At 64.0% G+C, this 21,469-nt stretch carries 19 protein-coding genes; 14 read left to right on the forward strand and 5 right to left on the reverse strand.

Going from position 1 to position 21,469, the window contains the following annotated elements:
• The first annotated feature begins 16 nt into the window (after positions 1–16).
• The 6 genes from AZKH_RS15005 to AZKH_RS15030 all read left to right on the forward strand — a co-directional run bounded on the left by AZKH_RS15005 (position 17) and on the right by AZKH_RS15030 (position 5,117).
• Positions 17–877, forward strand: a complete 861-nt coding sequence (locus AZKH_RS15005) for an HDOD domain-containing protein (protein ID WP_015436637.1) — start codon at positions 17–19, stop codon at positions 875–877.
• 127 nt (positions 878–1,004) lie between these two features.
• A complete protein-coding gene (locus AZKH_RS15010) occupies positions 1,005–1,220 on the forward strand; it encodes a YdcH family protein (RefSeq protein WP_015436638.1) in 216 nt (71 codons plus the stop codon).
• A gap of 23 nt (positions 1,221–1,243) precedes the next feature.
• Positions 1,244–2,548, forward strand: a complete 1,305-nt coding sequence (locus AZKH_RS15015; RefSeq protein WP_015436639.1) for an O-acetylhomoserine aminocarboxypropyltransferase — start codon at positions 1,244–1,246, stop codon at positions 2,546–2,548.
• 4 nt (positions 2,549–2,552) lie between these two features.
• The gene (locus tag AZKH_RS15020; protein ID WP_015436640.1) at positions 2,553–3,362 is read left to right on the forward strand and encodes an alpha/beta fold hydrolase; all 810 of its coding nucleotides are present in this window, start codon (positions 2,553–2,555) and stop codon (positions 3,360–3,362) included.
• Positions 3,363–3,425: 63 nt separating this feature from the next.
• Positions 3,426–4,235, forward strand: a complete 810-nt coding sequence (locus AZKH_RS15025; RefSeq protein WP_015436641.1) for a DUF2189 domain-containing protein — start codon at positions 3,426–3,428, stop codon at positions 4,233–4,235.
• Between the two features lie 12 nt (positions 4,236–4,247).
• Complete coding sequence (locus AZKH_RS15030) at positions 4,248–5,117, forward strand: HDOD domain-containing protein (protein ID WP_015436642.1); 870 nt, start codon at positions 4,248–4,250, stop codon at positions 5,115–5,117.
• Here AZKH_RS15030 and AZKH_RS15035 read toward each other — a convergent pair.
• From AZKH_RS15035 to AZKH_RS15055, 5 genes are read right to left on the reverse strand one after another with little or no spacing between them, the layout of a single operon-like run.
• A complete protein-coding gene (locus tag AZKH_RS15035) occupies positions 5,111–5,599 on the reverse strand; it encodes a hydrogenase maturation protease (RefSeq protein WP_041657381.1) in 489 nt (162 codons plus the stop codon). The two genes, AZKH_RS15030 and AZKH_RS15035, sit on opposite strands and share 7 nt — an antisense overlap.
• Positions 5,592–7,055, reverse strand: coding sequence for a Ni/Fe hydrogenase subunit alpha (locus AZKH_RS15040; protein ID WP_015436644.1), 1,464 nt, complete (start codon positions 7,053–7,055; stop codon positions 5,592–5,594). The genes AZKH_RS15035 and AZKH_RS15040 overlap by 8 nt, the downstream gene beginning before the upstream one ends.
• A gap of 7 nt (positions 7,056–7,062) precedes the next feature.
• A complete protein-coding gene (locus tag AZKH_RS15045; RefSeq protein WP_015436645.1) occupies positions 7,063–7,617 on the reverse strand; it encodes a nickel-dependent hydrogenase small subunit/hydrogen dehydrogenase delta subunit in 555 nt (184 codons plus the stop codon).
• Positions 7,614–8,318 carry a 2Fe-2S iron-sulfur cluster-binding protein gene (locus AZKH_RS15050; protein ID WP_015436646.1) on the reverse strand — a complete coding sequence of 235 codons (705 nt, stop codon included), beginning with the start codon at positions 8,316–8,318 and terminating at the stop codon, positions 7,614–7,616. Before AZKH_RS15050 ends, AZKH_RS15045 begins: the two co-directional genes overlap by 4 nt.
• Positions 8,315–10,111, reverse strand: coding sequence for an NAD(P)H-dependent oxidoreductase subunit E (locus AZKH_RS15055; protein WP_015436647.1), 1,797 nt, complete (start codon positions 10,109–10,111; stop codon positions 8,315–8,317). The genes AZKH_RS15050 and AZKH_RS15055 overlap by 4 nt, the downstream gene beginning before the upstream one ends.
• A 331-nt stretch (positions 10,112–10,442) precedes the next feature.
• Here AZKH_RS15055 and AZKH_RS15060 point away from each other — a divergent pair, with 331 nt between their 5' ends.
• The 8 genes from AZKH_RS15060 to AZKH_RS15095 all read left to right on the forward strand — a co-directional run bounded on the left by AZKH_RS15060 (position 10,443) and on the right by AZKH_RS15095 (position 21,438).
• On the forward strand, positions 10,443–13,328 hold the full coding sequence (locus AZKH_RS15060; RefSeq protein WP_015436648.1) for an adenosylcobalamin-dependent ribonucleoside-diphosphate reductase: 2,886 nt from the start codon (positions 10,443–10,445) through the stop codon (positions 13,326–13,328).
• A gap of 330 nt (positions 13,329–13,658) precedes the next feature.
• On the forward strand, positions 13,659–14,564 hold the full coding sequence (locus tag AZKH_RS15065) for a glutamate/aspartate ABC transporter substrate-binding protein (protein WP_015436649.1): 906 nt from the start codon (positions 13,659–13,661) through the stop codon (positions 14,562–14,564).
• Between the two features lie 107 nt (positions 14,565–14,671).
• On the forward strand, positions 14,672–15,754 hold the full coding sequence (locus AZKH_RS15070) for a type II asparaginase (protein WP_015436650.1): 1,083 nt from the start codon (positions 14,672–14,674) through the stop codon (positions 15,752–15,754).
• Between the two features lie 88 nt (positions 15,755–15,842).
• Complete coding sequence (locus tag AZKH_RS15075; protein ID WP_015436651.1) at positions 15,843–16,580, forward strand: amino acid ABC transporter permease; 738 nt, start codon at positions 15,843–15,845, stop codon at positions 16,578–16,580.
• Positions 16,581–17,270, forward strand: coding sequence for a glutamate/aspartate ABC transporter permease GltK (gltK, locus tag AZKH_RS15080; RefSeq protein ID WP_015436652.1), 690 nt, complete (start codon positions 16,581–16,583; stop codon positions 17,268–17,270).
• Between the two features lie 45 nt (positions 17,271–17,315).
• Positions 17,316–18,044: an amino acid ABC transporter ATP-binding protein gene (locus AZKH_RS15085; protein WP_015436653.1), complete on the forward strand. Its 729-nt coding sequence runs from the start codon at positions 17,316–17,318 to the stop codon at positions 18,042–18,044.
• A 173-nt stretch (positions 18,045–18,217) separates the two neighbouring features.
• Positions 18,218–20,095 carry an ATP-binding protein gene (locus AZKH_RS15090; protein WP_015436654.1) on the forward strand — a complete coding sequence of 626 codons (1,878 nt, stop codon included), beginning with the start codon at positions 18,218–18,220 and terminating at the stop codon, positions 20,093–20,095.
• Positions 20,092–21,438 (forward strand): sigma-54 dependent transcriptional regulator, encoded by a 1,347-nt coding sequence (locus AZKH_RS15095; protein WP_015436655.1) that lies wholly within the window; start codon positions 20,092–20,094, stop codon positions 21,436–21,438. Before AZKH_RS15090 ends, AZKH_RS15095 begins: the two co-directional genes overlap by 4 nt.
• Positions 21,439–21,469 lie beyond the last annotated feature (31 nt).

A 21,469-nucleotide genomic window follows, 5' to 3' on the forward strand; every position in this document is an offset into this window, starting at 1 on the left:
TCCAGCGGAGATCGACATGCAGGAATTCGAATCCCAAGCGCAGGCATTCGCTGACCGGATCGAAGCTGAGCTCAACGATGGGCAACTCAGCTTTCCGACGTCGCTCGACATCTCCCTCCGCGTCAAACGACTCGCCGACAACCCTGATTCGTCGCTCGAGCAGATCGCGGCCGTCGTCAGGACCGAGCCTGTGCTGAGTGCCAAGGTCGTCCGCATGGCCAACGCGGTCGCGCTCAACCCGTACGGCTCGCCGATCACCAACGTCACCGATGCCGTTCAGCGCATCGGGCTCGCGTCCCTGCGCTGCCTCGCCTTCGCCGTCGCCGCCGAGCAACTCGCGCAGGACCACCGCTCTTCGAAGATGCGCGCGATCGCGTCCGGACTGTGGATGCATTCCGTGGACGTCGCCTCGTGGGCCTATGCGTTCGCGCACGAACTCAAGGTCGGCAGCCCGGATACAGCGATGTTCGCCGGCATGATGGTCGACATCGGGGAATTCCTCCTCGTGGCGCGGGCCGCCGACTACCCGGCACTCGAACACGACACGACGCGATTCGCCGAGTTCGTATCGGCCTGGAACGAACCGGTCGGCCGCGCGATCCTCGAAACCTTCGAACTTCCCGAATCGATCATCGACGCCTTCAACTACGACGACCCCTACGGCGGTTCGTGGCCGCCGAAGGATCTGTCGGACGTACTGTTCGTCGCCTCCCTGTCGGCGGAAATTCCCAACCCCTTCGACAAGTTGCTCGGAACCGACCGCCGCTTCGCCGTCACCGACACTGCGCCCGATGGCATCGCCAAGGAAGAACTGAGCGCCCTGCTCGATACCGCACGCAGCGCTCACCACGTGATCCTGAGCGCGATCAGCAATTGAGACGACGTCGCCATCCCATACTCCCGCGCGCGGCGCCGCAACAAGTTGTCATCTCCCGGCGCCCGCGCATAACATACTGCGGTCCAGCACCGAACCGGTGCCCACCTCAAACTCCTTTAGGTAAGCGATGAGCGAGGACTCCTTCGACGACGTCACCAGCCTGCAGATCCGGCTCACCGAACTTCGGACCGAGCATCGCGATCTCGACGACGCCATTTCGCGGCTCCAGGGCTCCCCGCAGGAAGACGAACTCCTCCTGCGCCGCCTGAAGAAGCGCAAGCTCGCGCTCAAGGACCGCATCACGGTCATCGAGCACATGCTCGAACCCGACGAATTCGCCTGAAACCGACACCCGACAACGACCCGATGACCCAGCCCAGGACCGCCGGCCCCGAGACGCTCGCCCTGCACGCAGGACAATCCCCCGACCCCCATTTCGGCGCCCGCGCGGCACCGATCTACTTCACGACGAGCTACGTCTTCGCGGACGCCGACCAGGCTGCGGCGCTCTTCAACCAGGAACGTCCGGGCCACGTCTATACGCGCATCTCGAACCCGACCAACGCGATGCTCGAAGAGCGCGTCGCGGCACTCGAAGGTGGAGTCGGCGCGGTCGCCGTGGCGAGCGGCCAGGCGGCACTGCACCTTGCGATCACCACGCTGATGGGCGCCGGCGGGCACATCGTCGCGTCGCGCGCGCTCTATGGCGGGTCGCACAATCTGCTGGCCTACACGCTGCCTCGATTCGGCATCCACACGACCTTCGTCGATCCGCACGACACCGCAGCCTGGCGCGCCGCCGTCCGGCCCGAAACACGCCTCTTCTTCGGTGAATCGCTCGGCAACCCCGGCCTCGACGTGCTCGACATCCCGGCCGTCGCCGACATCGCGCATGAGCACCGCGTGCCGCTGCTCGTCGACGCCACCCTCGTGACGCCCTGCCTGCAGCGCCCCTTCGATCTCGGCGCCGATCTCGTCATGCATTCCGCGACGAAATTCCTCGGCGGACACGGCGTCGCCGTCGGCGGCCTGCTCGTCGATGGCGGCCGCTTCGACTGGGAAGCATCGGGCCTCTTCCCGACGCTGACCGAGCCCTACGCCGGCTTCCACGGCATGGACTTCGCCGAGGAATCGCCCATCGCCGCCTTCCTGCTGCGCGCCCGTCGCGAAGGTCTGCGCGACTTCGGCGCCTGCCTGTCGCCGATGAACGCCTTCCAGATCCTCCAAGGCATCGAGACCCTGCCGCTGCGCATGCGCGCGCATGTCGCCAACGCCCGCACCGTGGCCGAACACCTCGCACAGCACCCGCTCGTCGAACGCGTCGCCTACCCGGGTCTGGCCAGCCACCCCGACCACGAACTCGCCGCCCGCCTGCTTCCGGAAGGCGCCGGCTCCGTGCTGTCCTTCGAACTCAAGGGCGGCCGCGCGGCGGGGCGCGCCTTCATCGAAGCCCTGCGCGTGTTCTCCCACCTCGCGAACGTCGGCGACGCGAAGTCGCTCGTGATCCACCCCGCCAGTACCACCCACTTCCGCATGTCTGCGGAAGACCTGCGTGCGGCGGGCATCGGCGAAGGCACGGTCCGACTGTCAGTGGGCCTGGAAAACGGCATCGACCTGATCGAAGACCTCAACCGCGGCCTTTACGCCGCCGGCCGTGCCGTTCAAGGGTGATGCGATGGAATTGACTCTCGACAACACCCCGATCTTCGCCTACACGGGCGGCAAGCCCTTCGATCGCCGCCTGCCCGTCGTCGTCCTGATCCACGGTGCCGGCCACGACCACAGCGTGTGGAACTACCAGGCCCGCAAGCTCGCCCATCACGGCTACGCCGTCCTCGCCCCGGACCTGCCGGGACACGGACGCTCCGGCGGTGCCCCCCTGGCCGGCATCGAAGCGCTCGCAAGCTGGATCGAAACCCTCCTCGACGCGGTCGGGGCCCCCCAGGCCGCCCTCGCCGGCCACAGCATGGGCTCCCTCGTGGCGCTGCAAGCCGCCGCACAACTGCAATCGCGCGCAACAAAGCTGCTGTTGATCGGCTGCGTCGCGCCGATGCCGGTCGCCGCACCGCTCCTCGAAGCGGCACGCCACGATCGCAGGACCGCGCACCTGATGATCAACCAGTGGTCCTACACGCCGACCTCGCAGCTCGGCGAAAGCCCGGTTCCGGGCGTCTCGCTCACCGGGCTCAATATACGGCTGATGGAGCGCCAGCGCGAAGGCGTCCTTGCGACCGATCTCGCCGCCTGCAACGCCTACCAGAACGGGCTGGAAGCGGCTCGCAGCATTCGTGTCCCGACGGCACTGATCTGCGCCGAGCGCGACCAGATGACTCCCCGCAAGGCAATAACACCACTACAAGAAGCATTAATTGACACGCCTTCCGGCGCGCATATGATTAGTATCAAAGGTGCAGGCCACGCCATGATGGCCGAAGCGCCGGATGCGGTGAGCGACGCGATTCGCGGCTTCCTCGAACGCGCATGACATAACAAAACGGGGCCCACCCCGTCGCTCGACCGATGGCAGTCACCACAACAGGAGAGAGCCATGTCGGAACAACTCGACAGCGAGGCGGCGACGGATGAACCGGTCTTTCCAACGATCCGCGAAGTGGACGCAATGGCGCCGCTGCGATGGATGCGCCAGGGAATCGGCGACTTCAAGGCCTGCCCCCTGCCAAGCCTGTTCTACGGTTTCTGCTTTGCCGCGATGGGCCTGCTCGTGACGGCCGTATTCGAGCACGCCTACGAGTACACGGCGGCGCTGACCTCCGGCTTCCTGCTGCTCGGCCCCTTCCTGGCGATGGGCCTGTACGAAATCAGCCGGAGGCGCGAAGAGGGTCAGCAGTGCGCCTTGAGTCCGACACTCACCGTGTGGACACGCAACGCCGGCAACATCGGCATCTTCGCCGTCGTCCTCGGCATCGTGTTTCTCGTCTGGGCGCGTGCGTCGCTCGTGGTCTTCGCGCTGTTCTACACCAACGAGATGCCGAACCTGTCCGGCTTCCTGACGGAGGTCCTGGCGATGGAAAACATCGAATTCCTGCTCGTGTACTTTGGCGTCGGCCTGCTGTTCGCGACGATCGTATTCGCCGCCAGCGTGATCTCCGTGCCGTTGATGCTCGACCGGGATCAGGACGCCATCTCGTCGATGCTCGCCAGCGTCGGCGCCTTGGCGCGCAATCCTGCGGCGATGGCGATCTGGGCCGCTTTGATCGTCACGCTCACCCTGCTCGGCTTTGCGAGCTTCCACCTCGGGCTGGTGGTCCTGATGCCGATCGTCGGCCATGCCACTTGGCATGCATACCGCGACCTCGTCGCCCCGGTGGACTCCCCGCCCGCCTCCGCCCCCGTCTGAAGCCGCCCCGCCATGCACTCCGCAGCCGAACTTGTCACGACTGTCGCATCCCTCGCCCCCCTGCCCACCGTTTATGTCCAGGTCAGGGACGAGATGGACAAACCGGCTGGATCATGTGCCGCGATCGCCCACGCGATCAGCGCAGATCCAGCCCTGACGGCGGGCCTGCTCCGTCTCGTCAATAGCGCGTTCTACGGCTATGGCGGAAAGATCGAAACGATCACCCGCGCGGTAACCATTCTCGGGATGCAGCAGGTCCACGACCTCGTACTGGCCATATCCGTCAGCGCGGCTTTCTCGGCCCTCAAGCCGCAGCGCTTCGATATGCCTGCCTTCTGGCGCAGCAGCGTCATGCGCGGCCTCGCCGCGCGCGAAATCGGTCGCAGCCACGGGATTCTGGGTGCCGAGCGCCTGTTCGTGATCGCGCTGCTGGCCGACATCGGCCATCTCGTCATGCACCAGTCCGTCCCGGAATTGACCCACGAGGCAGCGGATGCGTCGAAGCGCAACGCAGAACCGCTCCACGAGGCGGAACGCCGAATCGTGGGCTGCGACTACGTGGAGGTCGGCGCGACGCTGATGTCGCACTGGAAACTGCCGTCCTGCTTCGCGAAGATCATCGGCGCGCAACTCGTCCCCCGCCTCGCTGCGGAGAGCGCCTATGAGGCGGCGATCGTACACCTCGCAACGCGTATCGCAGAAGCCGATCAGAACAACGAATCCAGCACCTCGGCCGCCGAACGTGTCTCGCCCGTTATCTGGACGACCCTCGACATGCAGCCCCCCAGCTTCCGCAACATCCGTGAGTGCGCCGAACTCGACCTTGCCAATTACGTAACGCTACTCATCCCGGACGCCGGCAGAACGCATCACGGTCACTGAAGGGACAGACCGCGGGCGATAGCGCGCCAACGATTCACGTCCAGCTCACCGAGCAGGTCGCGAACAAAGGCCAGCGCGTCTTCGATGTCGCTGCGCGCCCGCTCGGACAGTCCTTCTCCGAGTTCGAAGGATTGGGCCCTGATGCCCAACACGAAGGCCGGAGGCGGCCTCGCATCCAGCCGGCGAGCCACCGCAAGGACCGCTTTCGGCTCCAGCGCATGCGAGAAAGTCGGACTCCTTCCGCTCGGAATTTCCTCGCGAAACGTGAAGGGCGCCTCGGAAATACAGCTTGCGTCGATGAACAAGGCGAGCTCTGCCCCCTCGAGTTCCAGCGCGTGCTCCACCTGCAGCTGAAAATCGACGATCAGCCTCGTTCCCTTCGGCAGGTAGGGCTCCATTCGCGACGCGAGCATCGGTCCCAGCGCGTCGTCGCCACGCGACTCGTTGCCGACGGCGAACACGACCAACCGACGGTCAGTCACGCACGAGCCTGCCGGCGACGCTGCCATCGGCTTCGATCAATTCGAGTGCGAGCGGCATCTTCCCCAACGCGTGCGTCGCGCAGGACAGACAGGGATCATAGGCCCGGATCGCCACTTCGATGTGGTTGAGCAAGCCTTCGGTCAGCTCGCGACCATCGAGGTAGCGACGCGCCACCTCACGCACTGCGGTGTTCATCGCCTGGTTGTTGTGGGTTGTCGAGACGATCAGGTTGCACATCGTCACCAGGTCATCGTCGCCCACCTCGTAGTGATGGATCAGCGTGCCGCGCGGAGCCTCGATGATGCCGATCCCTTCAAGCCGCCGCTCACCGCCCGCAAGCAGCGAACCGGCAAGGAGATCGCCGTCGTCGAGCAGATCCCGTAGGACCTCCGCCGCATGCAGCATCTCGATCATGCGCGCCCAATGATAGGCGAGCGTCGCGTGGACCGGGCTCCCGTTGCCGTGATCGATGAACTCGCGACGTTCGGCTTCGGCGAGCGGACTCGGAATGAAGTCGCAGTTCTGCACCCGCGCGAGCGGCCCGACCCGATACCAGCCATCGTCCGGACCGAGCTGCTGCAGGTAGGGGAACTTCATGTAGCTCCAGGGCTTGACCTGTTCGCGGATCACGCTGCGATACATGGCATCCGGAATGCCATCGAGAAGGATGTCGCCGTCTCCGTCGCGGAAACGCAGCGCGCCGTCATACAAATCCATTGCGCCGTCGTCGCGGACGAGGCTCATCATATTCGCGCGAAACGCGCCGAACTGGTCGTAGAGACCGGGATTCGACCGGTGCAGCCGCTTCACGAGTTCGACGGCAGCACGACTCCACTCGATCACTTGGCCGATGTCGGCCCGCAGCGCGTCGCGATCCTCCGCCGCCAGGTGTCGGTTCATGCCTCCCGGCACGGAGCCTGTCCCGTGGATGCGCTTGCCCGCGGTCGCCCGGATCACCTCCTGACCGAAACGCCTCAGCATCACACCTTGGCGCGCCACCTCCGGGTAGGTCTCCGCCACGCCGACCACATTGCGCCGCCCCACCTCCGACTCAAAACCGAAAAGCAGGTCCGGCGACGAGAGGTGGAAGAAATGCAACGCATGCGACTGCAGGATCTGCCCGTAATGCATCAGGCGACGCAGCTTTTTGGCCGTCGGTGTGATCGCGGCGGCGCCGACGACATGATCGAGCGCCTTCGATGCCGCCAAATGGTGGCTCACCGGACAGATGCCGCACAGCCGCTGCACCATCACGGGCACTTCCCAGTATGGACGTCCTTGGATGAAGACTTCGAACCCCCGGAACTCGACGATGTGCAGCCGCGCCTCGCGAACATGTCCCGCTTCGTCGAGCAGCAGCGTGACCTTCCCATGGCCTTCGACCCGCGATACCGGATCGATCACCACCCGGCGCAAGTCGCCCCGGTTTTCGGCGGTTTCAAGCGACGAAGCCATACCCACCTCAGTCAAAACGCAACAAGGGATGCGACAGTCGTGGCGTGCGCCCCCCGATCAGATCGGTCAGGAACTTCCAGATGACCGGCCCTGAAGGCGGGCAGCCCGGGATGAAATAATCGACCCGCACGATTTCGTGGATCGGGTGCACCTTGTCAAGCAGCAGCGGCAGTTCGGGGTCGTCCGGCACGCGGCCGCCCTCGATGCCGTCGCGCCCGACATAGACCTGCTGCAGGCAATCGCCGAGATCAAGATGATTCCGCTGAGCCGGCAAACCGCCATTGATCGCACACGCGCCGACCGCGATCAGCGTCTTGCAGTTCGCGCGGAATTCGCGCAGCACGTGGACATTCTCTGCGTTGCAGACGCCGCCTTCGATCAACCCGATGTCACAAGGTCCGCAATGCTTGATGTCCGTGAGCGGCGAGCGGTCGAACTCGACGATCTGGACGAGCTCGAACAGGTGCTCGTCAATGTCGAGAAAGGACATGTGGCATCCGAAACAACCCGCAAGCGACGTCGTCGCGACACGCAGTTTCGGCAAGGGCGCTTTGTCGGTCATTCGTCACGCTCCATCGCCACCTTGCTGATCGGCGCGACATCGTACTTGCGCTGCCCGATCGGAGCAGCGAAACCGACTCGCTTCCTCAGGATCACACCGACCGGGCAGATGTTGGCCGCGAGATCGGCCGCGGAGAAATCCGTATCCGCGAGCCGCCCGGACTCCGCATTGACGACCAGGTGTTTCCGGATGCCACGCCCGGTGAGCGCGAACACGGCCTTCCGGTCGACGTCGCGGGAAGCCCGGACGCAAAGCTCACAGAAGATACAGCGGTTGAAGTCGAGCAAGACGTCCGGATGAGAAGCGTCGACCGGGCGATCAGGAAAGAAATGCGCGAACCGCGCGCTGTTCATCTCCAGTTCGTACGCCAGCGCCTGCAACTGGCAGTTGCCGCTCTTCTCGCAGGACGGGCAGAAATGATTGCCCTCGACAAAGAGCATCTGCAGCAGCGCGCGCCGCTCGCCGTTGATCTCGGGCGTATTGCTCTCGACTTCCATGCCGTCGCGCGCCGGCAGCGCACAGGACGACACGTGCCGGCCTCCAACCTTGACGATGCAGAGCTTGCAGGACCCGTGCGCCGGGAAATCCGGATGCCAGCACAGATGAGGAATGTAATGCCCGGCGGAGCGGGCGGCCTGCAGGATCGTCTGTCCGTCCTCGAACGGAACGGGCTGGCCGTCGAACAGGAATTTTCCACTCATCGTGCCTCTCCGCTGGCGTCGAAATGCGCATTGGTGTCGTCTCGGCCGGTCAGGCGCCGTGCCGTGGCGAGCGACGCATCAAGATCGAAGGCCGGTTGGAACTCCAGCGACTGCAGACGCCGCTCATACGCCGGCCGGAACTTGACCAGCGTATCGATCACCGCGTTCGGCGCGCTCGAGCCGAGACCGCAGTGGCTCGCATTCTTCAACAGACGATCGATCCACTCGATGTCGGCGAGGTCCATCTTCGCCCCATGACCGCTGGCGAGTTTGTCCATGTAGCCCTTCAGCAGCGAAGTGCCGACCCGACACGGGGTGCAGAAGCCGCAGCTCTCGTGCGCAAAGAAATGGACAAAATTGCGCGCCACCTCGAACGGATCCCGCCGCGAATTGAAGACCATGAACGCCCCGGCGCTCGGCACGTCCTCGAACGCGATCCGACGGTGAAATTCATAGCTCGCCAGCGTCACGCCCGATGCCCCGCCGACCTGCACCATCTCGGTGTCCTGTGCTCCGCAATCCTCCAGCACTTGGGCGACGGTGACGCCGAAGGGGTATTCGTAGACACCGGGCGCCGCGCAGTCTCCTGAAATCGACAACAGCTTCGTACCCGTCGACTGCGCCGTGCCGGTCGCCGCGAACGCTGCTCCCCCCTCCAGCGCGATGAGCGTCGCCTTGGCGAGCGTCTCGACGTTATTCACCACGGTCGGACGCCCCAGATACCCCCGCGTCGCCGGGAATGGAGGACGGATGCGCGGCGTGCCGCGTTTGCCCTCCAGCGATTCGAGCAATGCCGTTTCCTCGCCGCAAACGTACGCGCCGGCGCCGAGATGGATCTCGATGTCGAAATCGAACCCCGGCTCGCCGAGGATCGTGCCACCGAGCAGGCCGGCCGCCCGTCGTACCGTCAGCACATCCTTCAAGTGCCGCAGCAAATAACGGTATTCACCCCGCAGGTACAACAGCCCCTGTCGCGCGCCGGTCGCCCACGCCGCCAGAGTCATCCCTTCGAACACCTCGTCCGCGTAGGTCGTCAGCAGCACCCGATCCTTGAAGGTGCCTGGTTCCCCCTCATCCGCATTGCACACGACCACCTTGTCGGCGCCCGGTGCGTCGCGGCACGACGTCCATTTCACGGCGGTCGTGAAACCCGCGCCACCCCGGCCTCGCAGATTGGAGACGCGCATCTCCTGCAGCCAGCCATCACGCCCGCGGCGCATCGCCGCACTCAAGGCCTCCCCCGGCCTGAACCGTCCGCCGAGCAACGCATCCCGCCGACGGATGTTGTCGTCGACGCGGAAATACTCCGACGGCCATGCGGCGACCGGTACCTGCTGCCGCACCAGTTCGGCGATCTCTGCGACGCGGTGCCGATCGAGCCGGGTAACAGCGATGCCGTTCGCCAGCACCGCCGGCCCCTGGTCGCCCATACCGGTGCAGGATGTGGTATCGACGCTCACCAAGCCATCCGACGACACTGTCCCCGGCGCGACTCCAAGGGAAGCACACAATTCCGCCAACAAGTCTCGATTACCGAGCATCCGGTCGGTGATGTTGTCGGAGAACAGAATGCGGTAGCGCCCGACCGGGCGGCCGTACAAGAAGCTGTAGAAGCCTGCGACGCCTTCGACACGCGCGCGCGGAAGATCCAGCAGTGCCGCGATATGAGTCAGGCTTCGCGCCGAAAGATGACCGAGCGCGTCCTGTGTCTCAATGAGGATCTGAAGCAGTTGCGATGGCTCGCGACGATGGCGCTCCACGACCTGCAGGGCGATTCGTTCCGGATCATCCATGGCTGCACTCAAGCAAGGACCATATGCCGTAATTCTATCAACAAAGGCCCGTGGACCGTTTTCGCCCGATGCCAAATTTTTTTTGCGTTACCGCCCATCGCTTCTTACTCGCGCGTCTTCGCGAACGGCCGGAAGAGCCTTGTGCGACGCGCCTTTCGGGAAAAACGGACCGCTCCGGAGCCTACTATATCTAGTCATACGCGCGCCGTTGACATACCGTTAAAAAAATTAACCATATGTTTTATATAACGTTTATTTTTTTGCCAAAACACGCTTCGCAAGCTATTCTTCACACCGAACGAACCAACACCAAGGGGCCAAGAAGAAGACCATGAGCACGACGATCCAGCACCAGCTTAAGGGCAAGGCCGACGCTTCGACGCTCGCGCCGCAGGAAATTTCCGGCGAGGTTCTCCTCGAGAAATATGCCAAGGGAGACGAGCAGTCGGTCTATGAGGTTCGCGCACGCGTCGCGCGCGCCCTCGCCGTCGTCGAAGCCGAAGACAAGCGCGCGCACTGGGAAGCCAAGTTCCTCGAAGCGCAGGAAAAGGGCTTCGTCCCGGCAGGCCGCATCAACAGCGCCGCCGGCACCAACCTTCAGGCGACGCTGATCAACTGCTTCGTGCAGCCGGTGGGCGACTCGGTGTCTGAAGCCGTCGACGGCCGTCCCGGCATCTACACTGCGCTGGCCCAGGCTGCCGAAACGATGCGCCGCGGTGGTGGCGTCGGCTACGACTTCTCGAGCATTCGTCCGAAGGGCGCGCTGGTGCGCGGCACCCTGTCGAACGCGTCCGGCCCCGTGTCCTACATGCGCGTGTTCGACCGCTCCTGCGAAACCGTCGAGTCCGCCGGCGCGCGCCGCGGCGCCCAGATGGGCGTGCTGCGCTGCGACCATCCGGACATCGAGGAATTCATCCACGCCAAGGATGAAGGCGACCTGACCAACTTCAACATCTCGGTCGGCGTCACCGACGCCTTCATGAAGGCTGTCGACACCGACACCGACGTCGAACTCGCGCACAAGGCCGAGCCGATCGAAGAGCTGAAGGAAGCCGGCGCCTACCAGCGCGACGACGGCATGTGGGTGTACCACAAGGTCCGCGCCCGCGAGCTGTGGGACCAGATCATGCGCTCGACGTACGACCACGCCGAGCCGGGCATCCTCTTCCTCGACCGCATGAATCAGGACAACAACCTGTATTACTGCGAAACCATCGAGGCCACGAACCCCTGCGCCGAGCAGCCGCTGCCGCCCTATGGCTGCTGCGACCTGGGTTCGATCAACCTGACGCCCTTCGTCAAGAACCCGTTCACCGACAAGGCCGAGTTCGACTACCCCGCCTTCGGCAAGATCGTCGACATCGCGATCCGCATGCTCGACAACGTGCTCGACGTGACCCACTGGCCGCTCGAGCAGCAAGCCAACGAAGCGCAGTCGAAGCGTCGCGTCGGCCTCGGCTTCACCGGCCTCGGCGACGCCCTGATCATGCTCGGCAAGCGCTACGATAGCGCCGAAGCGCGTGAAGTCGCGGCGAAGATCTCCGAATACCAGCGCAACCGCGCCTACCTCGCGTCGGTCGAGCTCGCCAAGGAACGCGGTGCCTTCCCGCTGTTCAATGCCGACATGTACCTTTCCGGCGGCAACTTCGCGTCGCGCCTGCCCGCCGACATCAAGGAAAAGATCCGCAAGCACGGCCTGCGCAACTCGCACCTGCTGTCGATCGCCCCGACCGGCACGATTTCGCTTGCCTTCGCCGACAATGCCTCGAACGGCATCGAACCCCCGTTCTCCTACACTTACACCCGTCGCAAGCGCATGGCGGACGGCACGTACAAGGAGTACTCGGTCGAAGACTACGCGTGGCGTCTGTACAAGCACCTCGGCGGCAACGTCGAACAGCTGCCGCCCTACTTCGTGACGGCGCTGGAAATCTCCGCCCAGGCTCACAAGGACATGGTCGCGGCGGTCGCGCCCTACGTCGACACCTCGATCTCGAAGACGGTGAACGTCCCCGAGGACTATCCCTACACCGAGTTCGAAGACCTCTACCTGTCCGCCTGGAAGGCCGGGCTGAAGGGCCTGGCCACCTACCGTCCCAACTCGGTGCTGGGTGCCGTGCTGTCGGTCACGCCGACCAACGAACAGAAGCAACCGCAGGACGTCGAGCTGTCGGGCCCCAACAAGCGCCTGTCGATCCACAGCCTGCCCGCGCCGGTGCTGTCCAGCCTGCGTTGGCCGGGCCGCCCGGACCTGCCGGACGGCAACCCCGCCTGGACCTACATGCTCAACACGCCGCAGGGCGAGTTCGCGCTATTCGTCGGCCACATCGAGACCAACGGCCTGAAGGGCTTCCCCTTCGAAGTGTGGGTCAACGGTGCCGACCAGCCGCGCGGCCTGGGCGCCGTCGCCAAGACGCTGTCGATGGACATGCGCGCCAACGACCACGGCTGGCTCAAGCTCAAGCTGGAGACGCTGGCCCGCACCATCGGCGAGAAGTCCTTCGAGATGCCCTTCCCGCCGCACGGCGAGAAGAAGCTCTTCCCGGGCGTCGTCTCCGCATTCTCCCAAGTCGTCCGCTACCGCTGCGAGAAGCTCGGCGCGCTCGAACTCGAAGGTGCGACCCCGGTGCTCGACTCCCTGTTCAGCCTGCAGGAACCGAAAACCGGTACCGACGGCACGCTGTCCTGGACCGTCGACATCCAGAACCCGGCCACCGGCGAAGACTTCGTGCTGGGCCTGAAGGAAATCACGCTACCCGCTCAGGACGGCCACGCCACCGGCGTCACCCGCCCCTACTCGGTGTGGCTGTCGGGCAACTACCCGCGCGCCCTGGACGGCCTGACCCGCATCCTGTCGCTCGATATGCGAGTCATGGACCCGGCCTGGATCGGTATGAAGCTGCGCAAGCTGCTGAATTATCCGGAACCGCTGGGCGATTTCATGGCATTCATCCCGGGTACCAAGCGCCAGCAAAACTACCCGAGCACGGTCGCCTACATCGCCCGCCTGATCATCCACCGCTACGCGATGTTGGGCGTACTCGACGAGGAAGGCTATCCCGTCCGTGAGATGGGCATCCTCGAAGCCCCTCGCGAAAACAGCGATCCGAAGGTGATGCAGGGCGGCCTCTGCACCGAGTGCGGTAATCACTCGGTCATCCGCAAGGACGGCTGCGACTTCTGCACCGCCTGCGGCGCAGTCGGCACCTGCGGCTAGCGCCCGCCCCCCCGGGCTTCCAAACGGAAGCCCGATCGAAGCCGCTTCGTTCCGAGCGGCAACGAAAGCCCACACGCTTGGCGTTGTGGGCTTTTTCTTTTCCCGGCGTCCTGCGCGCGAATCCCCGAAGCGTCGCGCGATGCCCGCGTTCGGAATTCCGAACGTTCCAAGTGACCCTTATTCGGATTCCCGAATAGCCGAGCAAGCCAGCAATAAACTTTATACGTTCAATCAATAACTTAATTTATCACGATCTCCTTACTCCTGCTGGCACGCGTAGTGCAATAGGAAAGCGTCGGAACAACGTTTCCGCGTACCAAAGGAGAGAAGATGAAGCTGCAACAGCCCCTGAAGGCCTCCGTCGCCGCCCTCGCGATCGCCGGTGCCATTTCCTTCGTGCCCGCTGCCGCGCAAGCCGGCACGCTCGACAAGATCAAGGAATCCGGCAGCATCACGCTGGGTCACCGCGAATCGTCGATCCCCTTCTCCTACTACGACCAGAACCAACAGGTCGTCGGCTACTCGCAGGAGATGATGCTGAAGGTCGTCGATGCGATCAAATCTGAGCTGAAGATGCCGAACCTGCAGGTCAAGCTGATGCCGGTGACCTCGCAGAACCGCATCCCGCTCGTGCAGAACGGCACCGTCGCGATCGAATGCGGCTCGACCACCAACAACTCCGAGCGCGCCAAGCAAGTCGCCTTCTCCAACAGCATTTTTGTCGTCGGTACCCGCCTGATGACCAAGAAGGACTCGGGCGTGCAGGACTTCGCCCAACTCACCGGCAAGAATGTCGTGACCACCGCCGGCACGACCTCCGAGCGCCTGCTGCGCAAGATGAACGAAGAAAAGCAGCTCGGCATGAACATCATCAGCGCCAAGGACCACGGCGAATCCTTCCTGACGCTGGAAACCGGCCGCGCGGTCGCGTTCATGATGGACGACGCACTGCTGTATGGCGAACTCGCCAAGGCCAAGCGCCCGGCAGACTGGGTCGTCACCGGCACCGCCCAATCGTATGAAGCCTATGGCTGCATGATGGCCAAGGACGACCCCGCGTTCAAGAAGATCGTCGACACCGCGATCGCCAAGACCATGAGCTCCGGCGAAGCCGAAACCATCTACAACAAGTGGTTCCTCGCCGCGATCCCGCCGAAGAACATCAACCTGAACTTCCCGATGTCGGACGCGATGAAGAAGCTCGTCAAAGAGCCGAACGACCGCCCCTTCGAATAAGCAGGCAGTTCACGCGAGGTCGGCCACAAGCGGTCGGCGCGACCTCGCTGCAATTCCATCACATCAACAAGCGGGAAACACCCGCAGAATAACCAGGAGACTTCCCCATGCAATCCCGTTCCCTTACGAACTGGCTCGCCCGCCGCACCCTGCCCCTGCTGGCCGCCCTCGCCTTCAGCGGCGCTGCCTTGGCTGATGCCCACAGCAACGTCGTGATTCTCGCCACCGGCGGCACCATTGCCGGCGCGGGTGCGTCCGCGGCCAACAGCGCCACCTATCAGGCCGCGAAGGTGCCGGTCGACAAGCTCATCGCAGGCATCCCCGAACTCAAGGACGTCGCGAACGTCCGCGGCGAACAAGTGTTCCAGATCGCCTCCGAGAGCTTCACCAACGAGCACCTGCTGGCTCTCGGCAAGCGCGTCTCTGCGCTCGCGAAGCAGAACGACGTCGACGGCATTGTCGTCACCCACAGCACGGACACGCTCGAGGAAACCGCCTTCTTCCTGAACCTCGTCGTGCACACCGACAAGCCGATCGTCGTCGTCGGCTCGATGCGCCCCGGCACGGCACTGTCGGCCGACGGTGCGCTCAACCTCTACGATGCCGTTGCGGTGGCCGCCGCAAAGGACGCCCGCGGCAAGGGCGTGCTGGTCGCGATGAACGACGAGATCCAGAGCGGTCGTGACGTCACGAAAGCCATCAATATCCGCACTGAGGCCTTCAAGAGCCCGTGGGGCTCTCTGGGCATGGTCGTCGAGGGCAAGACCTACTGGTTCCGTGCGCCGGTCAAGCGCCACACTGCCAACTCCGAGTTCGATATCGACGGCATCGAGAAGCTTGCTCCGGTCGAAGTCGCCTACGGCTACGGCAACATGAACGACTCGGCCTATCGCGCCTTCGCGAAAGATGGCGTCAAGGCGATCATCCACGCCGGCACCGGCAACGGATCGGTCGGCAAGCAGATCGTGCCGGTCCTGCAGGAACTGCGCGGTCAGGGCGTCCAGGTCATCCGCTCGGCGCGCGTCATCGGCGGTGGCTTCGTGGTCCGCAACGCGGAGCAACCCGACGACAAGTACGACTGGGTCGTCTCCCACGACCTGAACCCGCAAAAAGCCCGCATCCTCGCTGCCGTCGCGCTGACCAAGACGCAGGACAGCAAGGAACTGCAGCGCATCTTCTGGGAATACTGACCACCCGTCGGTACCAATGCGGCACCGGCAGGGCGGCACCATCGCCCTGCCGGAGCGGCCGCGGCCTCCATCACCTCGGAGTTCATGCATGGAATACCACTGGAATTGGGGCGTCTTCCTGCTGCCCACGACCACCGGCGACGGAACCTACCTCGACTGGATGTTCGCGGGCCTGAAGACGACCCTGGCCCTGTCCCTGACAGCCTGGCTGATCGCCCTGCTGTTCGGCGCCATCATCGGTGTGCTCCGCACGGTGCCCCACCGCGGACTGTCGATCGCCGCAACCACCTACGTCGAAATGTTCCGGAACGTGCCGCTGCTCGTGCAGCTGTTCTTCTGGTATTTCGTGCTACCCGAACTGCTGCCCCTGAGCATCGGTGACGCATTCAAGGCCATGAACCCCATCGCCCAGCAGTTCATCGCAGCGATGATCTGCCTCGGCTTCTTCACCAGCGCCCGCGTTGCCGAACAGGTCCGCTCCGGCATCAACGCCCTGCCGCGCGGCCAGAAAAATGCCGGTCTCGCGCTCGGCCTGACGCTTCCCCAGACCTATCGCCACGTGATGCTGCCGATGGCCTTCCGCTTGGTCGTCCCGCCGCTGACCTCCGAGTTCCTCAACATTTTCAAGAACTCCGCGGTGTGCTCGACCATCGGCCTGCTCGAACTCGCAGCGCAGGGACGACAGCTCGTGGACTACACCGCCCAGCCCTATGAGTCCTTCGTCGCGGTGACGGTCGCCTACCTCATGATCAACGTCGTCGTCATGCTGCTGATGCGCAAGGTCGAAACCCTCGTGCGCGTCCCCGGCTACCTCGGAGGCAAGTAAATGTTCGGTTCCTACGAATTCGACTGGACCTCGATCCCCGGCGCCATCCCCTTCCTGCGGCAAGGGATGACGACCTCGCTGGAGATCACCGGCCTTGCGATCGTCTCCGGCATCGTATGGGGCACCCTGCTCGCGATGGCGCGACTGTCGTCGGTGCGTGCTCTCGCGTGGGCCGCCGCCGGCTACGTGAACCTCTTCCGTGCGGTCCCGCTGGTCATGGTCCTGCTGTGGTTCTTCCTGATCGTGCCGAAGCTGCTCGAAAGCTTCCTCGGCCTGCCCTCCGGCTCGGACGTTCGCCTTGCCTCCGCAATGGTCGGCTTCGCCCTGTTCGAATCGGCCTACTACGCCGAGATCATTCGTGCCGGCATCCAGTCGGTCCCCAAGGGACAACTGGGCGCAGCAAGCGCGCTCGGCATGACTTACTCGCAAGCGATGTGCTACGTGATCCTGCCGCAGGCCTTCCGCAACATGGTCCCGCTGCTGCTCACGCAGGCGATCATCCTGTTCCAGGACACGTCGCTGGTTTACGTCTCGGCCCTCGCCGATTTCTTCGGCGCCGCCTACAAGGTCGGTGACCGCGACGGCCGTCTCGTCGAGCTCGTGCTCTTCGCCGGCGCCGTCTACTTCATCGTCTGCTTCTCCGCCTCCCAAGCCGTCCGCCACTTCCAGAAGCGCCTGCAGCGCGCCTGAGCGACGGCCCTCTCAGACAAACACCTCATCGACAAAGGCATCTTCATGATCACCATCGACAAGGTCAGCAAGCATTACGGCAACTTCCAGGTCCTCACCGACTGCTCCACCCATGTCAACAAGGGCGAAGTGGTCGTCGTCTGCGGCCCCTCGGGCTCCGGCAAATCCACCCTGATCAAGTGCGTCAACGGCCTTGAGCCCTTCCAGCAAGGCGACATCCGCGTCAATGGAACGTCCGTCGGCGACCCGAAGACCAACCTCTCGAAGCTGCGCTCGCACGTCGGCATGGTCTTCCAGCACTTCGAGCTCTTCCCGCACATGAGCATCACCGAGAACCTCGGCCTCGCCCAGGTCAAGGTCCTTAAGCGCAACCGCGACGAAGCGATGGAGAAAGGCCTCTACTTCCTCGACCGCGTAGGCCTCAAAGCGCATGCCCACAAGTTCCCCGGCCAACTCTCCGGCGGCCAGCAGCAGCGTGTCGCAATCGCGCGCGCGCTCGCGATGGATCCGATCTGCATGCTCTTCGACGAACCGACGTCGGCACTCGACCCCGAGATGATCAACGAAGTCCTGGACGTCATGACCGAGCTCGCGCAGGAAGGCATGACCATGATGTGCGTCACGCACGAAATGGGCTTCGCCAAGCGCGTCGCACACCGCGTGATCTTCATGGACCACGGCAAGATCGTCGAAGACGACAGCAAGGAGGCGTTCTTCGCCAACCCGCGTTCCGAACGCGCTCAGCAATTCCTCGCCAAGATTCTTCAGCACTGAGCATCGAACGCCGCGGAACAGACCCCCCGTGTTCCGCGGCCGCCCCCTATCACAATCCCCGTTCGGAAACCGGAAGGCGCACCGCTACAAACTCCCGTTGGAATCTGCAGCGCTCTCCCCCTAGAATCATTCAGGGACTCCCACCGCATCCCGACACCCGGCCGCTCTCCCCCGTGCGATCACGCCTGCTACTCGTTCTCCGTCTCACGATTTTCCTGGGCTTCCTGCTGACGGCAGCGGTCGCCGGTTACCATTTCAGCTCCCGCGCCGGATTGGCCGCCCTTCGCTCAGACACCTTGCACGACCTCGAGCTGCTCGCATCCTCGGTCGACGCTACCGTCACGCGCTATTCGCATGTCCCCAGTGCCGTCGGTCTTAATACAGAAGTCCTTGCCCTCCTTCGGGCCGACGACAGCCTGCGCACCCGGCACCAGGAATCGGCAAACCGCTACCTGGAGCAACTCAACGCCTTTCTCGGTGGACTCGCAATTTTCGTCGTCGACATGCGAGGACAGGTCGTCGCCTCCAGCGACTGGATCTACTCGGATAACCTCCTCGGGCAGGATCAGCGCAAACGTTCCTATTACCAGGCAGCCGCTCGCGGCGCCCCCGACCGCTACTACGCGGTCGATGAGCCGCGCGATGAAGCCGGCTACTTCTTCGCCCAGCCGATTCGCGACGAAATGCGCGACTGGAAGATCGTCGGCGTCGCAGTCGTCAAGGTCGGCCTCGCCGAGCTCGAACGCGGATGGATGCAGAAAGAGGAACCCGTCCTGCTCGCCGACGCCAACGGCGTCGTGATCCTGTCGTCCGTTCCCGAGTGGAAATACACAACACTCAAGCCGCTGAGCGGCGAAGTCGCGGCAGAAATCCAGGACACGAAACAGTTCGCCGGCCACGCGATACATTCATTCCCAATCAACATTCTCAGCGATGACAACGATGGGCCGCAGCTTGCCTCCTTCCCCAGTGCGCCGGCATTGAACGGCGGACGTCATCTGAAAGTCCGCGATTTCCTGGTCGAATCCCGGCGCCTCCCGGGCACCGGCTGGCAGCTGCTGACATTCGCCGACCTGCGCCCCGCACGCGCCGATGCGGCCACGCACGGGGCCTTGGCCGCAGCCGCGACAGGCTGCGTCATCCTGCTCGCGCTGTTTCTCATCCAGCGGCGGCGCACGCTCAGAAGCAGGGCCGAAGCCCAATTCCTCCTCGAACGGGCGAATGCAGAACTGGAACAAAACGTCGCTGCACGGACCGCCGATCTAACTGCGGCCAACGACCGCCTGCGCGCCGAAGTCATCGAGCGCCAGCGGGCCGAGCAAACCCTGCGATCTGCCCAGGACGAACTCGTGCAGGCCGCCAAGCTCGCGGTCCTGGGGCAACTCGCGACCGGCATCACCCACGAGCTCACTCAGCCGCTCGGCGCCCTCCGCACCCTTTCCGGCAACGCCATCGAATTCATGCGCCGCGGCGACGACAAGACAGCCCAAAAAAACCTGCAGATCATCGGCGAACTCGTCGATCGCATGGGCGAAATCATCGGCCCCCTCAAGACTTACGCGCGCAAGTCCCCTGCCCACCCCCAGACTGTCGACGTCGCCCATGCCCTCGGCAACGCACTCTTTCTCCTCGACCAGAAATTGCGACGGGCCGGCGTCGTCGTCGATAACCGCTGCACGAAGGGTTCCGCGCTCGCATGGTGCGATCAGAACCGCCTCGAGCAGGTGCTGGTCAACCTCATCGGCAATGCAGCCGACGCCATGGCGGATGCACCGCGGCGACAACTTCGCCTGGAGGCGGCCCCAGGCGACATCGGACGCCTCCTCGTCAAGGTGATCGACAGCGGCGCCGGAATTTCGCATGATGCCCTGCCGCACATCTTCGAACCCTTCTTCACCACCAAACCGGCAGGCGTCGGACTCGGTCTCGGCCTCGCGATTTCGCAAGATATCGTTCGCGACTTCGGTGGCGACCTCAGCGCCGCCAATCACCCAGACGGCGGAGCCGTCTTCACCCTCGACCTGCCGACACCCGCAACCCCAAACGCATGACATCCCTTTCCTCCCAGAGTCCAGACCTCAAGGTCCTGATCGTCGAAGACGATCCGAACGTCCGGCTGGGCTGCGAACAAGCCATTCAACTCGCCGGAATCCCGGTCGAAGGCGTCGCCTCAGCGGAAGCCGCGCTCCCGATGATCGGCCAGGATTTTCCCGGCATCCTGATCACCGACATGCGCCTTCCCGGCATGAACGGCCTTGAACTTCTCAAGAACGTCATCCTCAACGATCCCGCCCTGCCGGTAATCATGATCACCGGCCACGGCGATGTAACTCTTGCGGTCGAAGCGATGCGCGCCGGCGCATACGACTTCATCCCGAAGCCGTTCTCGCCCGAACATCTCGTCGAGGTCGTCCGCAGGGCATTGGAGAAGCGCAGCCTGACACTCGAGGTCGAGAGCCTTCGTCGCCGCCTGGCTCACCGCGAGGCCATCGAAGCCCGCCTCATCGGCCGCTCGCCACAGATTGAAAAGGTCCGCCGACTCCTGCTCGACGTCGCGGATACTGCCGTCGACGTCCTTATCCTTGGCGAAACGGGGACCGGCAAGGAAATGGTCGCCCGCTGCCTCCACGACCTCAGCAGTCGCCACGCGGCCAATTACGTTGCACTCAATTGCGGCGGGCTCCCCGACAACTTGATCGACAGCGAGTTGTTCGGCCACGAAGCGGGGGCCTTCACCGGAGCGCAGAAACGCCGTATCGGCAAGATCGAACATGCCAACGGCGGCACGCTTTTCCTCGACGAGGTCGAAAGCATGCCGATGGCGGTTCAGATCAAACTGCTGCGCGTGCTGCAGGAGAGAGTCATCGAGCGCCTCGGCTCCAATCAGCTCATCCCGGTCGCATGCCGGGTCATCGCCGCGACGAAGGAGAATCTGAAGGACCTTTCAGACAAGCAAAGATTTCGGGCGGACCTGTACTACCGGCTCAACGTCGTCACGATAGACCTGCCAGCACTGCGCGACCGCAGGGAAGACATCCCGCTGCTCTTCGAACACTTCATGCTCCATGCGGCGCAACAGCACGGGCGCCCGCTTCCCGAAGTCAGCCGCGAACAATTGCAGCAACTCATGGCCCACGACTGGCCCGGTAATGTGCGGGAACTACGGAATGCAGCGGAATGCCTCGTTCTGGGCCTCAGACGCGATTTCGGCAGGGCATCAACGGCCGAACCACGCGAGCAATCGCTTGCTGAAGCAGTCGAAAACTTTGAACGCTCCCTGATCGCCGCAGAATTGCGCCGCCAGAACGGAAATCTCGCACGGAGCAGCGAAGCCTTGCGAATTCCGAAAACGACGCTGCACGACAAGATCCGCAAATACGGACTGCAGGCCTAGACGAGGGCGTCTGCCGATCGCAGACGCGCCG

Source organism: Azoarcus sp. KH32C (assembly GCF_000349945.1).
In the GTDB taxonomy this organism is placed as follows: Bacteria; Pseudomonadota; Gammaproteobacteria; order Burkholderiales; family Rhodocyclaceae; genus Aromatoleum.